Here is a 15,395-nt window from a genome sequence, read left to right on the forward strand (position 1 = left end):
GCCCCGCATCCACCAGCCGCAGGCCCACGAGCAGCGCCACGGTGCCGGCGCCCCCCGGCCCACAGCGGCTCGCTCCAGGTGCCCTCGATGCCGGGCGTCAGGCGCGCGGTGACGTTCGTCAGCGTGCGCTGCACGGCGCCGGACTGGCACAGCGCGGACAGCAGCGCGGAGGCCAGGCCCACGGCCGCGACGAGCAGGGCTCCCTCCGGACGCCACGCGCCCACCGCGAACGCCTCCGTCTGGCCCAGCGGCGCCAGCGCGAACACCGCCACCGCCGCCGTGAGCAGCCAGCGCTGCGACAGCAGGAACGCGGACAGGAGCACCACCGCGCCCAGCACCGCGAGCGCGCCAGGAGACGGCAGCACCAGCGTGGAGATCGCCGCCAGGGCCAGGGCCGAACCGGTGGCGGAGGCGCGCAGCGCCGTGTCGCGAGGGCCTCGGAAGAAGGCGGCCAGGGCCTGGGGCGCGTGGTGCTCCGCCAGCGCCAGGGCCAGCAGCAGGCCGGTGGCCCAGGGCCGCGCGTCCGGGATGAACAGCAGGAGCAGGGACGCGGCGATGACACGCACGGACGGCAGCGGCCCCGTCATGGGCACCAGCGCGATGGCGCAGAAGAGCGCCGTGCGCTGGCCCAGCTCCGCCTCCGGGTTCAGCAGCATCCCCGCGCCCAGGCACGCGAGCGCCACCTGCATCCACTTCGACAGCTCGTGGCGCGGGCCCTCCTCGCTGGAGCGCAGGAGCAGCGAGGCCAGGGCGGGCACGTGCTCCACGACGCGCACCACGAGCAGCGGGAAGAGCGGCAGCAGCGCGGTCCACATGAACGGCGGGTGCCAGGCCGTCAGGGTCAGCACACCGTAGGGCACCATCAGCGCCGCGACGAAGGGCTGGCGCAGCGAGCGCGTCCACAGCAGCGGCAGCAGCGCCGGTCCGATGAGCGCGAGCGGCATGGCGCCGCGAGGCAGGGACAGCGCGTGCCCGTGCCACGCGAACGAGGCGTCCCCCATCACCGCCATCGCGCCCAGCGTGGCGACGATGCGGAAGGACTCGCCGCCCGTGGCGATGCGGCGCACGGCGGGCACCTCGTCCAGGAGGGCCAGGACGCTGAGGAGCGCGGCGAGCCCACCAGGGCCAGCGGGCCGGCCGTGTGCAGCGCGACGGTGGCCTCAATGGTGGCCAGCAGCATGCCCACCGTCACGGGCAGCGTGCGGGCGGTGAAGAGCGCCGCCAGCGCCGCGCCCAGCAGGAACAGGGACTGCTGGCTGTAGGGGGCCAGGGCCACCGGCACCAGCGGCAGGATGAGCGCGAGGATGCCCGCGGTGGTGGTGCTCGCGCTCTTGCCCTTGCGCGCGGCGACGAGGGACGCCGCGAGCGAGCCGACGACGAGCAGCGCCAGCGACAGCCCCGGCGACAGGCCCCACGCCGTGTAGACCCGAGGCACGTCCGGCAGGAGCGCGAAGCCCACGAGCACGACCGCGAACGGCCGCACGCCGGGGAAGCCTCGGGAGGTCACCGCCACGGTCGCGGCGGCGGTGAGGAGCACGGGGCCCATGAAGGCCTGGTCGGCCAGGCCCCACATCACGGCGAGCCCCGCGTACAGGAGGGCCGGCACGCCCAGCCGCTTGAGCAGGCCGCCGCGCTCGCCCAGGAGCGCGAGCACCAGCGAGCCGCCCACCATCGTCGCGAGCAGCGCCTGCGTGGAGTGGACCGAGGCGAGCTTCGGCAGGATGGCGCCCGCGAGGAACGCGCCGTAGGCGAGGTAGCGCTCGTCGCGCAGCCGGTACGCGGCCACCAGCACGCCCGCGCAGCCCAGCGTCATGCCCACGACGGGCGCGGTGATGGGCTGGGTGACGAGCGCGATGGCGAACCCGCACGTCGCGATGACGCCGACCACGGCGGAGAGGAAGCGCCGCGTGCGCTCGCCATCGAGGCGCCAGCGAGGCCGCGAGGCCAGGCAGCACGCCGGCCACGACGGCCGCGGGCCCCGCGCCGAAGATGCGGATGGCGTCGAAGGGCAGCACGGCGAGGAGCACCGAGCCCACGGCGGTCAGCGGGAAGCGCTTGAACAGCAGGCCCGCGCCCAGGGACATCCCGGCCAGCGCGAGCGCGGCGAAGAAGGCCGGGCGCGAGTCGGTGCCCAGGTGTCCGTAGATCGCGAACACGGGCGCGGCCCAGGTGGTGGCGCGCAGCAGCACGTCCGCGAGCCCCAGGGAGCGCGCGTCACCGGTGCGCTCGCCGCGCTGCTGGGCGCGGTACGCGAGCACGAGGCCCGCGAGCACGAACGGGATGGCCGTCAGCGCGCCGTACTGGAAGGGCAGCACCTCCGCGGGCGGGTAGCCCAGGCGCGCCTTGATGGCGTTGAGGAGGACGGTGATGGCGTGCGGGACCAGCTGCACGCTGGACGCATAGGTGAAGTAGGCGCCGGCATAGGCCGGGTAGAGCCACGGCAGCCGGTTCACGGCCCCGCGCGACAGCGACACGAGCGTGCCGGTGAAGATGGCGGCGGTGAGGAAGAGAGAGGGGTTGGTGCCGGTGATGGCGCCCGCGAGGCAGGCGACCTGGAGCGCGACGGTGCCGACCGCGAGCGGATCCGCGGCGCGGCTCTCCTCGAGCGTGCGGAAGCGCAGGCAGGTGGCGAGCAGGAACGCGACGAAGGGCGCGTAGGTGCCGGGAGGAACGGGAGTGCCCGCGGAGGCCAGGGCCAGGTGCAACCGGATGGCGAACAGCGCGGTGAGGTACAGCGGCGCGGCCAGCGCGAACGCGAGCGCATCGCCCTTGCGCAGGGTGGTGGTGGCCTTGCTCGACAGCAGGAAGAAGAGGACGCACGGCAGGGCGTTGAGCCACACCGCCGGGGCGCCCATGCGCGCGGCCAGGGGGGCCAGCCCCATGATGAGCGTGGCGCCGACGAGGCCCAGCTGGATGAACGGGCGGGAGGGCGCGTCGAAGGACTCGGAGGGCTTGCGGGCGAGCCAGGCGGCGGCGCCGGCCCAGACGAAGAGCAGCGGCACGAGCAGCGCGGGGTGCACGCCGTCGAGCTGGAGGGATTCACCGAAGCCCATGGGCCCCAGCGCGACGCCGCCGAGCGGGGCCACCGCGGAGCCGATGAGGCCGAGGATGTGGCCGGGCTTGCGCAGCGACTCGCGGCGGGCGAGGACGCCGCCCCAGGCGGAGAAGCCGACGGAGTAGCCCACGGTCATGAGGAAGACGGTGAGCGAGCGGGTGACGGACGTCATCCCGGCCCAGGACTCGAAGACGAAGTAGAGCGTGCCGGAGAGGATGAGGAACGCGCCGATGAACCACGCGATGCTCTCGTAGAGGAACGGCCGCCACACGCGGCTCCACGTCGACGTCTCCTCGACGAGGCGGGCCGTGCGGCCCTTCGGAGCGGGAGGCTCCATGAACGCTTCGCCCGGGTTCGGGGGCAGCTGACGGGCCGCGCGCTGTTCGTTCACGGCCCGCGCGCGGGACTCGGAGGAAGCACGGGCCGCGTTCGAAGCGGGAGGGACGCGGGGGAGCCCGGGAGTCGGAGGCGCGATGCCCAGGGCCGCGGCGAGGTCGAGCGTGGTGAAGCGGACCGCGGAGGAGCCCGTAGCGCCAGGGGTCGCGGAGGCGTCGGTGGAGTGGGCGTTCGAAGCGGCGGAGACAGCATCGCTGGCGGCAAAGGCGTGGGCGTCCGGAGCAGCGGAGACAGCGTCGGAGACAGCAGCGTGGGCGTTCGCGTCGACGGCAGGAAGCGCGACGGGGCCGAGGGCGACAGCGCCCTCCCCCATCGTTGGAGGCGCAACAACCTCATTGCGAGCCTCGGCGGGCGTCTCCGTGAGGACGGAGAGGAGGATGCGGGCCTGCCGCTCGTAGCGCTCGGTGAGGCGACGGCTGACGTGGGGCGGAACGTCATGGACATCCCAGCGTCGCACCTCGTCCAGGAGGAAGTGGACGTGCGCGAGCTCGGCCTCGATGTCGGACCGGGCTCGGGCGGCGAGACGATTGCCACAGACGACGCACTGGCGCGCGCTTCCCAGGCGTTCTTGTCGGCAGGCAGGACAGTACATGGAGCTTCCCCCTCTACAACGACCGTGCCACGAAGAATGCCCTGGAAGGGCAAGGGATGGATACCCGCCGGGGTGCGTCGGGAGCGTGGCGGTTGTGCAGGGCGCTGCACACGTGCACACCCGGCACCGCTGGCCGGCAGGCGCGAGGCATGGGACCGTGGAGGCCATGAGCACGGAACTGACGTTGAGGCCCATCGAGGCCCGGGACGACGCGGCGATGGCCGCGGTCATCCGCGCGGTGATGCCGGAGTTCGGAGCGGACGGCCCGGGGTTCGCGATCCACGACCCGGAGGTGGACGCGATGAGCACCGCGTACAGCCGACCCCGGCACGTGTATTTCGTGGTGGAGCATGGGGGCCAGGTGGTGGGAGGCGCGGGCATCGCGCCGCTGGACGGAGGCTCACCGGACGTCTGCGAGCTGCGGAAGATGTACTTCCTGCCCAGGGCCCGAGGCCACGGCGTGGGCGAGCGCCTGTTGAGACACTGTCTGGAGTTCGCGCGAAGCGCCGGCTTCAAGCAGTGCTACCTGGAGACGCTGGCGGGCATGGATCAAGCCCAGAAGCTCTACCGCAAGGTCGGCTTCGAACCGCTCTGCGCCCCCATGGGCCGCACCGGCCACTTCGGCTGCGACCGCTGGTACGCGATGAACCTCACCCCGTCCGCCTGACCGCCCACCGTCCCGGCAAGAGCGCCCGGCCAGTCACGTCCTCCGGACCCAACTTCCCAGGTCAGGAGGACCGCATGGCACTCAAGAAGCAACCGGCAGCGCCACGGCGTGCGCCGCGCGCACAGAGCGCCCGCACCGCGCATGCCGTGCCGTCAGACACGGCCAAGCTCCCGTTCGACATCGAGGAGGTCCTCCGCCGCGTGCGCCACGAAGTCCGCACCTTCGCGGACGCGGCCATGTTCGAGCTCGCCGCGAAGGGCCACGGCTCCCTCTTCGAGCAGCTCATCGCGTGCATCCTCTCCATCCGCACGCTTGATGAAGTCAGCCTCCCCGCCGCGCTCCGCCTCCTCGGCCGCGCGCACACGCCCGAAGCCCTCGCGCGCCTCGCGCCGGAAGAGATCGACGCCCTCATCCGCCCCGTCACCTTCCACGAAGGCAAGGCCCACCAGGTCCACGCCATCGCCGTGCGCACGCGCGACGAGTTCCACGGCCAGCTCCCCGCGGACGCGGACGTGCTCCAGTCCTTCAAGGGCGTGGGCCCCAAGTGCGCGCACCTGGCGCTCGGCATCGCCTGCGGCCACGAGGTCATCAGCGTGGACATCCACGTCCACCGCGTCACCAACCGCTGGGGCTACGTGAAGGCCTCCACGCCGGAGCGCACGCTCACCGCGCTCGAAGCCATCCTCCCCCGCCCCTACTGGGTGGAGCTCAACCGGCTCCTCGTCCCCTTCGGCAAGCACGTGTGCACCGGCAGCCGCCCGAAGTGCTCCACCTGCCCCGTCCTCCCGTACTGCCGGCAGGAGGGCGTCACCTCCCACCGCTGACGCCTACCGGTCGTGCCCCGCCCACTGCGTGGCCCGCCGCGCGAACCTCCGCCACGGGTTCGTCCGGCCACCGTTCTGCAGGGAAATCTCCTTCGAGTGCCGCACGTCCTTCTCCCAGCACTGCTCCAGCTTCGCGGCGATCTCCCGGTCCTCGAACACCAGCGACCCTTCGCTCAACTTGTTGAGCGACAGCGAATCCAGGTTCGTGGAGCCCACGACGCACAACCAGTCATCCACCAGCATCGTCTTGGAGTGCAGCATCGCCGGCTGGTACTCCCAGATGCGCACCCCCACCGCCAGCAGCCGCTCATAGGTGGACCGCTGCGACGCGCGCACCACCGGCACGTCGTGCTGCGGGCCCGGGCCCAGCACCCGCACGTCCACGCCCTGACGGACCTTCACCTCCAGCTGCTCCAGGACGTCGTCGGGCGGCGTGAAGTACGCGTTGGCGATCCACAGCCGCCGCGTCGCCGCCGCCACCACCACCCGCACCATCCGCTCCGCCTCGGTGATGCCCAACCGCCCCGCGCTTTCGATGAACGCCGCGCACCCGTCTCCGTCCGCCTCCAGCTTCGGGAAGCACTCGCGCGGCAGGAACCCTCCGCCGGATTCAATCCAGTGCTTGGAGAACGTCACCTGGATGCGCCCCACCTCCGGCCCCTCCACGCGGATGTGCGTGTCGCGCCAGTTGTCCTTCTTCAGCCCGTCCCCCTCCCACACCTTCCAGATGCCGAAGCCGCCCGTGTACGCGATGCGCCCGTCCACCACGACGATCTTCTGGTGCGACCGGCTCAACAGCCGCCCCAGCACCTTGCCCGCGAGCAGCCGGTAGTAGTGCACCCCCACGCCCTCGTCCGTCAGCCGCTTCTCGACCTTCTGGTCGAAGTCCTTGTCCCCGGTGGTCTCCTCGCTGCCCACCGGATCCACCACCACGCGGCACTGCACGCCCGCGCGTGAGCGTTCAATCAGCGCCTCCACGAACCGGTCCGACAGCTCGCACGGCCGCCAGATGTAGATGAGCATGTGCACGCTGTGCTTCGCCGCGCGGATGTCCTCCAACATCCGGTCGAAGACCTGGCTGTTCTCCAGGAGGTGCATCCGGTGCCCCGGCGACAGCCCCACGCCCGTGGCCTGGTAGAGCGCGAACGAGAAGCCCTCGGGCCCGGGTTGCAGCTTGAACGGGCCCTGCATCTCGTGCTTGCGCGTCACGTCGCCACCGTCGAACCCATGCGCCCCCGGCTGGGGCAGCAACTCGTCCGTAAGCTCGCTCATGGTCCCGACAAACTAAGAACGCCCGCTCCCCCCCGGGAGTCACCGCCCGGTCCCCGCTCCGCCCGGTGAACAGGTCCCCATTCCATCGTTGCCGGAGCCTTCCGCCGTGGCGACACTGGCCGGGTTCCGTTCCCTCGCCTGGAGAGACTGCATGCTCGACGCCCCATCCCGCCCCTCCGCCCGGGAGCTGCTGTCCCTGCCCAGCCTGGCGCCGCTGGTCCCCATGCTCTACGTCGCCTGGACGGACGGCGAGCTGACGGGCGACGAGCTGCGCACCCTGGGCGCCGCCGCCCGGTCCCAGCCCTGGCTGGACCTCAGGTCCAGCTCCGTCCTGGCCCTCTGGGTGGATCCGCTGCGCCCGCCCCCGCCCCGCGAGCTGGCCGTCGTGCGCGAACACATCCGCGCCACCGCGGAGAAGCTGGCCAACAGTCAGCAGCAGAACCTGGCGGAGCTGGGCGTGCAGCTGGCCCAGGCGCTCGCGGGGGAGGCGCCCCTGAACATCCCCGCCGCGGAGCTGGGCAAGGCCCTGGCCTCCATCGAGGCCACGCTGGGCGTGGACGGCAAGGAGGCGGTGCGCTCCCTGGTGCCCAATGCGTCGCGAGTCCCGCGCGCGGAGCCCCGCTCGCACGCGGCCTCGTTCGACCCCACGGCGATGACGGCCGTGCTGGAGCGCACCTACTCGGACGTGCGCCAGCGGGTGCGCGGGTGGTTGGAGGACGCGGACTTCCGCTACAAGGAAGGGCTCTCCACCACCGCCTACCGCGACCAGGTCTTCGACTGGCTCAAGCACCTGGCCAACGACGGCCTGGGACAGCTCGCCTTCCCCAAGGGGCGTGAAGGCGGCGGGGACCTGGGCGCGTTCATCGCCGCGTTCGAGACGATGGCCTTCTTCGATTTGAGCCTCGTCATCAAGGCGGGCGTGCACTTCGGCCTGTTCGGCTCCAGCATCCTGTTCCTGGGCACGAAGCGGCACCACCAGCAGTACCTGCCGAAGGTCGCCTCGCTGGAATTGCCCGGCTGCTTCGCGATGAGCGAGCTGGGCCACGGCTCCAACGTGCGCGACTGCGAGACGGTGGCCCGCTACGACGCGGCCACGGGCGAGTTCGTCCTCCACACGCCGTCGGAGACCGCGCGCAAGGAGTGGATCGGCAACGCCGCCCGCCACGCGCGCATCGCCACCGTGTTCGCGCAGCTGGAGGTGGACGGGGAGCGGCTGGGCGTGCACGCGCTGCTCGTCCCGCTGCGCGACGCGCACGGCAAGGTGCTGCCGGGCATCCGCATCGAGGACTGCGGCGAGAAGCTGGGCCTCAACGGCGTGGACAACGGCCGGCTGTGGTTCGACCACGTGCGCGTGCCGCGCGACAACCTGCTCGACCGCTACGGCCAGGTGACGGAAGGAGGCGAGTACACGTCCTCCATCACCGGCGACTCCAAGCGCTTCTTCACCATGCTGGGCGCGCTGGTGGCGGGGCGCGTGAGCGTGGCGTGCGCGTCCTTGAGCGCGACCAAGAGCGCGCTGACCATCGCCGTGCGCTACGGCGACCTGCGCCGCCAGTTCGGCCCCCAGGGCGCTCCGGAGGTGCGCCTGCTGGACCACCAGTCGCACCAGCTGCGGCTGCTGCCGCTGGTGGCCAAGGCGTACGCGGTGGACTTCGCGCTGGAGTACCTGGTGGACCGCTACGTCCACCGCACGGAGGACGACGCGCGCGAGGTGGAGGCGCTGGCCGCGGGCCTGAAGGCCTACGCGTCGTGGAACGCCACCGCCACCCTCCAGGAGTGCCGCGAGGCCTGCGGCGGCCAGGGCTACCTCACCGCGAACCGGTTCGCCTCGCTCAAGGCGGACACGGACGTGTTCACCACCTTCGAGGGCGACAACACCGTGCTCATGCAGCTGGTGGCCAAGGGCCTGCTCACGGGCTACCGCCAGCGCTTCGAGGACGACCGCGTCTTCGCCGTCTTGCGCCTCATCGTGGACCAGGCCGCGACGGTCATCACGGACCGGAACCCCATCGCCGGCCGGCGCACGGACACGGACCACCTGCGCGACAGCGACTTCCAGCTGCGCGCCCTGCGCTTCCGCGAGGAGGCCCTGCTCGCGTCGGTGTCCAAGCGGATCCGCAAGCGGCTCACCGCGGGCGTGGAGGCCTTCGAGGCCTTCAACCAGGTGCAGGCGCACCTGCTGGCCCTGGCGCACGCGAGCGTGGAGCGCATCGTGCTGGAGCAGTTCCTGCGCGGCGTGGCGGCGGTGAAGGACGAGTCGCTCAAGCCGGTGCTGGGGCGCATGGCGGACCTCTTCGGCCTGTCCTGCCTGGAGTCCGCCAGCGGCTGGTTCCTGGAGCACGGCTGGCTGGAGGGCCCCAAGGCCCAGGCCATCCGCAAGGAGCGCGTGAAGCTGTGCGAGGAGCTGCGCCCGGACGCCGTGGGGCTGGTGGACGCCTTCGGGATTCCGGACACGTTGCTGGCGGCGCCCATTGGCCTGGGGCGGCTGGCGCCCGGCGGTGAACGGTTCGACGACACGGCGGCTGACAGCGCCCGTGCGGGCCCGGCAGATTCCCGAGCGTCATGAGGACCTGTGTGTCGTGGGTGGTGGTGGGGCTCGTGGGGCTGACCGGCTGCGCGACGGTCTCCCCGGCGGAGCGGGCCCTGTTGGTGGGCGAGTCCAACAAGGAGCGCGCCCGCCTCTTCACCGAGGAGATCTACAACCAGAAGCGCCTGGAGCGCATCCCGGAGTACGTCGCCGCCGACTTCGTGGACCGCTCCGAGGGCGCGCCCCAGGGGCTGCGCGGCCCGGAGGTGGTGCGCACCCAGGCGCAAGCCGGGTTCACCCTCTTCCCGGACCTGAAGTTCGAGCTGCTCCACGTGATGGCGGAGGACGACTGGGTGCTGGTGCGCTGGCGCGCGACGGGCACGGACACCCAGGGCCCGCCCACCCACGACGGCAAGTCCCGCCCGCTCACGTTCCACGGGGACTCGCTGTACCGGCTGCGCGACGGCCGGCTGGTGGAGGCGTGGGACCTCACGGACCGGCTGGCCCCGCTGCTCCAGCGCGGGTTCAAGGTCGTCCCGCCGGACCCCTGAGGCGCCCTGACCCGGCGGCACGCCGAACGGCCACGGGTCGGGGGCGACGCCGCCGGAGTCAGGAAAAACCGGGCACCATCGAAACGTCTCCCCATTGACACCCATGCACCGGAGCCTTCAGGGTCCGGGGATGAGGATGAACGCGGGACCCATGCGGGCCGCGGACAAGGCCCGACAGAAGGCCTTCCGCACGGCCTTTCCCTCCCACGGCCAGCGGCCGTCCTTGGGCGGCCGGCTGTTGCGCCTGCTGGGGTGGGCCCTGCTGCTGCTGGCGGTGTTCCTGGGCATCGTCGTCATCGACGGGTGGCGTGCGTTCGGCAAGGCGCCGGAAGGGGCGCGGCTGGCGCGGATGGCGCGCTCGCCGCAGTGGCAGGGCGGGGGGTTCGTGAACCCGCAGCCCATCCTCAACAACTGGGAGCGGACGCTGTCGGACCTGTTCCACGCGAGCCCGGAGAACACGCCCCGGATGCCGGTGGTGGTGGACCGCATCGACCCGAAGCGCTTCGCCACGCCGCCGGAAGACGGGCTGCGCGTCACCTGGATGGGGCACTCGTCCACGCTGGTGGAGGTGGACGGGCACCGCGTGCTCACGGACCCCGTGTGGGGCGAGCGCACGTCGCCGCTGGAGTGGATTGGCCCGAAGCGCTGGTTCCCCGCGCCCATCGCGCTGGACGCGCTGCCGCCCATCGACGCGGTGGTGATTTCGCACGACCACTACGACCACCTGGACTTCGCCACCATCACGGCGATGAAGGACTGGAACACCACGTTCGTGGTGCCGCTGGGCGTGGGCGCGCACCTGGAATACTGGGGCGTGCCGGCCAGCCGCATCGTGGAGCTGGACTGGTGGGAGCGCACGAAGGTGAAGGGGCTGGACATCGTGGCCACGCCCGCGCGGCATGCGTCCGGCCGGTTCCTCCAGCAGGACAAGACGCTGTGGGCGGGCTGGGCGCTGGTGGGGCCGCGGCACCGCGTCTACTACTCCGGCGACACGGGCCTGTTCCCCGCGATGGAGGAGATTGGCGCGAAGCTGGGGCCGTTCGATTTGACGATGATTGAAACGGGCCAGTACGGCGCGGGCTGGCCGGACTGGCACCTGGGGCCGGAGCAGGCGGTGCTGGCCCACCGGCTAGTGCAGGGCCGGTTGATGCTGCCGGTGCACTGGGGGCTGGTGACGCTGGCGTACCACGGTTGGACGGAGCCCATCGAGCGCTCGCTGGTGGCCGCGAAGCACGACGGCGTGGGCATCACCGCGCCCCGGCCCGGGCAGGACTTCCTCGCGCTGGCGCCGCCGCCCGTGGAGCGCTGGTGGCCGGACCGTCCGTGGAAGACCGCGGAGGAGGCGCCCATCGTGGCCAGCCAGATTCCGCCCAAGCTCCGCGAGGGCACCCGGCGCTGCCGCTGCTCCCGGTCCCCGCCACCGAGAGCCCGCAGGGCGCGAAGTCAGCGGCCACGACCGCGCAGCCAGCACCCACCCCCGTGACCGCGCCGGCCGCGACTCCGCAGGCAGCGCCGCAGGGCACGAACCCTCCGGCGGCGGGCCCGCCACAGGGAGCGAGCCCGAAGGGCACGCCGAGCACGGTGGCTTCCGCGCCGCGGGAGGCGCCAACGCAGCCCGCGCCTCCACCGGGCGTAACCACCCCGCTGGGCGTGGGAGCGACGGTCGCGACCCCGCTTGAGTGACTCACTGCACGCGGCCTTCAAGGCCACGGCCTACGTCGTGCGCCCGCACGCGCTCGTCGGCAACCGAAAGCACGTGCTGCGCGTGGACGCCCTGCACCCGGCGCTGGACGCCGCGCTCACCGCGCACGGCTTCACCGCCTGGGCCTTCATCACCGCGTGGAATCCCCGCGCGCATGCGCGCCCGCCCCGCACCAACGCGCGCCTTCAACAGCGCCTCATCGCGCTGCTCGAAGCCTGGGGACATCCGAGCGTGTCCGCCGTGGGCGTGGCCGACGACCGGCGCTGGTTCGAGGAGAGCCTCTTCGTCCCCGGCCTGTCCCGCGACGAAGCCCGGCGCATCGGCCGGCTGTTCGACCAGGAGGCCGTGCTCTGGGGCTCCGTGGGCGGCGCCGCGGAGCTGGTCATGTGCCTGGAGCCCTCCCGCTCCTGAGTCCACGCTCCTGTGTCACCCAGGCCGCGACCACCCGCTGGAGGCCTCCCTCGCCGCGAAGAGCTCGGAGGCCGCGCCGCTGCAGGCCCCGGCGCTCGACCGCGTCACCCCCGGCGGCCGTAACCCTCACTGGGGACCCGAGCCGCCCGTCGCGGGGCTCGACTCGCTGGGCAGGGACGTGCGGGGGATGGGCGGCTGGGCGGAGTTGATGTCCAGGCGCCGTACCCCCGTCACCTGCTGCGCCAGCTCGTCGAAGTCCAGCTCCAGGAACTTCCCGGAGCCCTCCTCCGGGAGCGCGAAGCGGATCCGCCAGAAGTTGGGGCGGATGCGCACCGCCTGGCCGCTCTGCGCCAGCACCAGGCCGTTCTGCCGGGCGTACTCCGCGCCCGCGTCGACGACGTTTCGCTCGCCCAGCTCCTCCTGGACCGCTTGGGAGCTGGGGGGAACGGGCGTGCGGCCCGTCGGGCCGGTGGCACAACCCATGCCCGCCAGGAAGGCAGGCAACAGAGCGGCGGCGAGGAGGCGGGGGACCATACCCGAACACTGGACATGGCTCCGTCAAGCCGCACTGCGGGGCGGCTTGCGAAACCGCTGCCCTTCGCATGCCCGCCCGGAGGAATGGCGCGGGGCCTGCTCCTCCGGTCCCCGCTGGAATGGAACCTACTTGGGCGCCGGGACGCCGGAGGCGCGCTCCACGACCTCGTCGATGAGGCCGTACTGCCGGGCCTCCTCGGCGCTCATGAAGTAGTCGCGCTCGGTGTCCTTCTCGATGCGCTCGATGGTGTGGCCCGTGTGCTTCACGAACAGGCCGTTGAGGTACGTGCGCAGCCGGAGGATCTCCTTCGCCTGGATGTCGATGTCCGTCGCCTGACCCTGCGCGCCGCCCAGCGGCTGGTGGATCATGATGCGGCTGTTGGGCAGGGCGTAGCGCTTGCCCTTGGAGCCCGCCAGCAGCAGCAGCGCGCCCGCGGAGGCCGCCTGGCCCACGCAGATGGTGGACACGGGGCACTTGACGTACTGCATCGTGTCGTACATCGCGAGCGCCGCCGTGACGGAGCCACCGGGCGAGTTGATGTAGAGGTTGATGCCCTTGTCCGGGTCCTCGGACTCCAGGAACAGCAGCTGGGCGACGATGAGGTTGGCCACATCGTCGTTGATGGGCGTGCCCAGGAGGATGATGCGGTCCTTGAGCAGACGGCTGTAGAGGTCGTACGCCCGCTCGCCGCGGTGCGTGGTCTCAATGACGAAGGGGACGTTCATGGCCCCCGTACCCTAATCGTCCCCCCGCGCGCGCGCTCCCCCCTTCTTGCGGGAGCGTGCGCTGTCCCACGCTTGGGCGGGTCGGAGGGGCGCCTACAGGTTCCCGGTCATCTTCTCCGGGCGGACCCACTGGTCGAACTGCTCGGCGGTGACGAGCCCCAGCTCCACCGCCACCTCCTTCAGCGTCTTGCCCTGCTTGTGCGCCGTCTTGGCGATCCTCGCCGCGTTGTCGTAGCCGATGTGCGGGTTGAGCGCGGTGACGAGCATCAGGCTGCGCTGGAGGTTCTCCTGGAGGCGCGGGAGGTTGGGCTCGATGCCCACCGCGCAGTTGAGGCGGAAGCTGCGCATGCCGTCCGCCAGCAGCCGGGTGCTCTGCAGGAAGTTCTGGATGAGGAGCGGCTTGAAGACGTTGAGCTCGAAGTTGCCGGACGCGCCGCCCAGGGAGATGGCCACGTCGTTGCCCATCACCTGGGCGGACAGCATGGTGAGCGCCTCGCTCTGCGTGGGGTTCACCTTGCCCGGCATGATGGAGCTGCCCGGCTCGTTCTCCGGGATGTTGATTTCCCCGATGCCCGAGCGAGGCCCGGACGACAGCCAGCGGATGTCGTTGGCCACCTTGAACAGCACCGCCGCCAGCCCCTTGAGCGCGCCGTGCGCCTGCACCAACGCGTCGTTGGCGGCCAGCGCCTCGAACTTGTTGGGCGCGGTGACGAAGGCGTGGCCGGTGAGCCTTGAAATCTCCGCCGCCACGCGCTCGGCGTAGCCCGGGGGCGCGTTGAGGCCGGTGCCCACGGCGGTGCCGCCCAGCGCCAGCTCCAGCAGGTGCGGCAGGGCGGCCTCGATGTGGCCCTTCGCGCGGTCCAGCTGCGCCACGTAGCCGCTGAACTCCTGGCCCAGGGTGAGCGGCGTCGCGTCCTGCAGGTGCGTGCGGCCAATCTTCACGATGGCCTGGAAGGCCTGGGACTTCTGGGCCAGCACGTCGCGCAGGGCCACCAGCTCCGGCAGCACCTGCTTCACCACGGCCTCCACGGCGGCCACGCTCATCGCGGTGGGGAACACGTCGTTGGAGCTCTGGCCCTTGTTGACGTCGTCGTTGGGGTGGACCTTGCGCCCCTCCCCGCGCTCGCCGCCCAGCAGCTCCGAGGCGCGGTTGGCCAGCACCTCGTTGCAGTTCATGTTCGTCTGCGTGCCGCTGCCCGTCTGCCACACCAGCAGGGGGAACTCCTGGTCGTGCTGGCCGGCGAGCACCTCATCCGCGGCCTTCACGATGGCCTGGGCCTTCTCCTTGGACAGCGAGCCGTTCTCCTGGTTCACGAGCGCGGCGGCCTTCTTCACCAGCACCAGCGCGTACACGAGCGCCAGGGGCATGCGCTCCGAGGAGATGGCGAAGTTCTGACGGCTGCGCTGGGTCTGCGCGCCCCAGAGCCGGTCGGCGGGGACTTCGATGGGACCGAAGGTGTCCTTCTCGATGCGAACGTTCTTCGTGCTCACGGTGGGGCCTTTCCGGGACAGCAACGATGTCCCGCGCGATTAACACCGTCGCCCTGCCCTGGCAGGACGGAGTGGCGGGCGGATGCCGCATCCCCAACGCTCGGTGAGGGAGGAGACGGACGGGGCGCCCGCTCACCCGGGGCGTTCCGGCGTTAGTGTCACGCCGTGAGCACCCCTGGAATCATCAAGGCCCTCTTCCTGGCCCAGGAGCGGGGCACGCCCATGCGCCGGGTCCCCCAGGCCCACGCCGTGGAGCAGCACGGCTTCGAGGGCGACCGTCACCAGCGGCGCGCCGTGGGCCACAAGCGCCAGCTGCTGCTGATGGACGAAGCGCAGCGCGCGGCGCTGGACGTGCCCGAGGGCGCGCTCAAGGAGAACGTGCTGGTGGAGGGCCTGTCCCTGGACGCGCTGCCGCCGGGACAGCGGCTGGCGTTGGGGGACGCGGTGGTGGTGGAGCTGACCGAGCCCTGCGTCCCCTGCTGGAAGCTGGACGCCCTGCGCCCGGGCCTGCTGAAGGACAGCTGGGGCCGGAGGGGTCAGCTCGCGCGAGTGCTGAAGCCCGGCACCGTGCACGAAGGCGACACCGTGCGCCTGCTGGACGTGAACCCGGACGCCCCGCGCATCATCCGGCCGAAGCTGCCCTGAGC

General features: G+C 71.9%; 12 protein-coding genes and 1 pseudogene. 7 read left to right on the top strand and 6 right to left on the bottom strand.

The window, feature by feature from the left end:
• Nucleotides 1–1,067 (bottom strand): annotated as a pseudogene (locus ACLEQD_RS06865) (hypothetical protein); the annotation flags it as partial.
• A gap of 93 nt (nucleotides 1,068–1,160) precedes the next feature.
• Nucleotides 1,161–4,043, bottom strand: a complete 2,883-nt coding sequence (locus tag ACLEQD_RS06870) for a hypothetical protein (protein WP_410382694.1) — start codon at nucleotides 4,041–4,043, stop codon at nucleotides 1,161–1,163.
• 166 nt (nucleotides 4,044–4,209) lie between these two features.
• On the opposite strand from ACLEQD_RS06870, the gene ACLEQD_RS06875 reads away from it, so the two are divergent.
• Both ACLEQD_RS06875 and ACLEQD_RS06880 read left to right on the top strand, forming a co-directional pair.
• Nucleotides 4,210–4,710 (top strand): GNAT family N-acetyltransferase, encoded by a 501-nt coding sequence (locus ACLEQD_RS06875; RefSeq protein ID WP_410382696.1) that lies wholly within the window; start codon nucleotides 4,210–4,212, stop codon nucleotides 4,708–4,710.
• A 74-nt stretch (nucleotides 4,711–4,784) separates the two neighbouring features.
• A complete protein-coding gene (locus ACLEQD_RS06880) occupies nucleotides 4,785–5,534 on the top strand; it encodes an endonuclease III domain-containing protein (protein ID WP_410382698.1) in 750 nt (249 codons plus the stop codon).
• A 3-nt stretch (nucleotides 5,535–5,537) separates the two neighbouring features.
• On the opposite strand, the gene ACLEQD_RS06885 is transcribed toward ACLEQD_RS06880, so the two are convergent.
• On the bottom strand, nucleotides 5,538–6,806 hold the full coding sequence (locus ACLEQD_RS06885; protein ID WP_410382700.1) for a phospholipase D-like domain-containing protein: 1,269 nt from the start codon (nucleotides 6,804–6,806) through the stop codon (nucleotides 5,538–5,540).
• 151 nt (nucleotides 6,807–6,957) lie between these two features.
• Here ACLEQD_RS06885 and ACLEQD_RS06890 point away from each other — a divergent pair, with 151 nt between their 5' ends.
• From ACLEQD_RS06890 to ACLEQD_RS06905, 4 genes are all read left to right on the top strand, one after another.
• Nucleotides 6,958–9,372, top strand: a complete 2,415-nt coding sequence (locus ACLEQD_RS06890) for an acyl-CoA dehydrogenase (protein WP_410382702.1) — start codon at nucleotides 6,958–6,960, stop codon at nucleotides 9,370–9,372.
• Nucleotides 9,369–9,884, top strand: coding sequence for an ester cyclase (locus tag ACLEQD_RS06895; protein WP_410382704.1), 516 nt, complete (start codon nucleotides 9,369–9,371; stop codon nucleotides 9,882–9,884). Before ACLEQD_RS06890 ends, ACLEQD_RS06895 begins: the two co-directional genes overlap by 4 nt.
• 151 nt (nucleotides 9,885–10,035) lie before the next feature.
• Nucleotides 10,036–11,367, top strand: coding sequence for an MBL fold metallo-hydrolase (locus ACLEQD_RS06900; protein WP_410382706.1), 1,332 nt, complete (start codon nucleotides 10,036–10,038; stop codon nucleotides 11,365–11,367).
• A 192-nt stretch (nucleotides 11,368–11,559) separates the two neighbouring features.
• On the top strand, nucleotides 11,560–11,997 hold the full coding sequence (locus ACLEQD_RS06905) for a DUF3293 domain-containing protein (protein WP_410382708.1): 438 nt from the start codon (nucleotides 11,560–11,562) through the stop codon (nucleotides 11,995–11,997).
• A 126-nt stretch (nucleotides 11,998–12,123) separates the two neighbouring features.
• Here ACLEQD_RS06905 and ACLEQD_RS06910 read toward each other — a convergent pair whose 3' ends face one another.
• The 3 genes from ACLEQD_RS06910 to fumC form a co-directional block, all read right to left on the bottom strand.
• Nucleotides 12,124–12,531 (bottom strand): hypothetical protein, encoded by a 408-nt coding sequence (locus tag ACLEQD_RS06910; protein ID WP_410382710.1) that lies wholly within the window; start codon nucleotides 12,529–12,531, stop codon nucleotides 12,124–12,126.
• 126 nt (nucleotides 12,532–12,657) lie between these two features.
• Nucleotides 12,658–13,257, bottom strand: a complete 600-nt coding sequence (gene clpP, locus ACLEQD_RS06915; protein ID WP_014399808.1) for an ATP-dependent Clp endopeptidase proteolytic subunit ClpP — start codon at nucleotides 13,255–13,257, stop codon at nucleotides 12,658–12,660.
• Between the two features lie 93 nt (nucleotides 13,258–13,350).
• On the bottom strand, nucleotides 13,351–14,748 hold the full coding sequence (gene fumC, locus ACLEQD_RS06920; RefSeq protein ID WP_410382712.1) for a class II fumarate hydratase: 1,398 nt from the start codon (nucleotides 14,746–14,748) through the stop codon (nucleotides 13,351–13,353).
• A 165-nt stretch (nucleotides 14,749–14,913) separates the two neighbouring features.
• Here fumC and ACLEQD_RS06925 point away from each other — a divergent pair, with 165 nt between their 5' ends.
• The gene (locus ACLEQD_RS06925) at nucleotides 14,914–15,393 is read left to right on the top strand and encodes an MOSC domain-containing protein (protein ID WP_410382714.1); all 480 of its coding nucleotides are present in this window, start codon (nucleotides 14,914–14,916) and stop codon (nucleotides 15,391–15,393) included.
• The last annotated feature ends 2 nt before the right edge of the window (nucleotides 15,394–15,395 follow it).

The sequence above is a fragment of the Corallococcus sp. 4LFB genome, assembly GCF_046520365.1.
Taxonomy (GTDB): domain Bacteria; phylum Myxococcota; class Myxococcia; order Myxococcales; family Myxococcaceae; genus Corallococcus; species Corallococcus caeni.

Coding starts and splice junctions, on each gene's coding strand:
- ACLEQD_RS06870 (WP_410382694.1), bottom strand. CDS start 4,043: ATGTACTGTCCTGCCTGCCGACAAGAACGCCTGGGAAGCGCGCGCCAG.
- ACLEQD_RS06875 (WP_410382696.1), top strand. CDS start 4,210: ATGAGCACGGAACTGACGTTGAGGCCCATCGAGGCCCGGGACGACGCG.
- ACLEQD_RS06880 (WP_410382698.1), top strand. CDS start 4,785: ATGGCACTCAAGAAGCAACCGGCAGCGCCACGGCGTGCGCCGCGCGCA.
- ACLEQD_RS06885 (WP_410382700.1), bottom strand. CDS start 6,806: ATGAGCGAGCTTACGGACGAGTTGCTGCCCCAGCCGGGGGCGCATGGG.
- ACLEQD_RS06890 (WP_410382702.1), top strand. CDS start 6,958: ATGCTCGACGCCCCATCCCGCCCCTCCGCCCGGGAGCTGCTGTCCCTG.
- ACLEQD_RS06895 (WP_410382704.1), top strand. CDS start 9,369: ATGAGGACCTGTGTGTCGTGGGTGGTGGTGGGGCTCGTGGGGCTGACC.
- ACLEQD_RS06900 (WP_410382706.1), top strand. CDS start 10,036: ATGCGGGCCGCGGACAAGGCCCGACAGAAGGCCTTCCGCACGGCCTTT.
- ACLEQD_RS06910 (WP_410382710.1), bottom strand. CDS start 12,531: ATGGTCCCCCGCCTCCTCGCCGCCGCTCTGTTGCCTGCCTTCCTGGCG.
- clpP (WP_014399808.1), bottom strand. CDS start 13,257: ATGAACGTCCCCTTCGTCATTGAGACCACGCACCGCGGCGAGCGGGCG.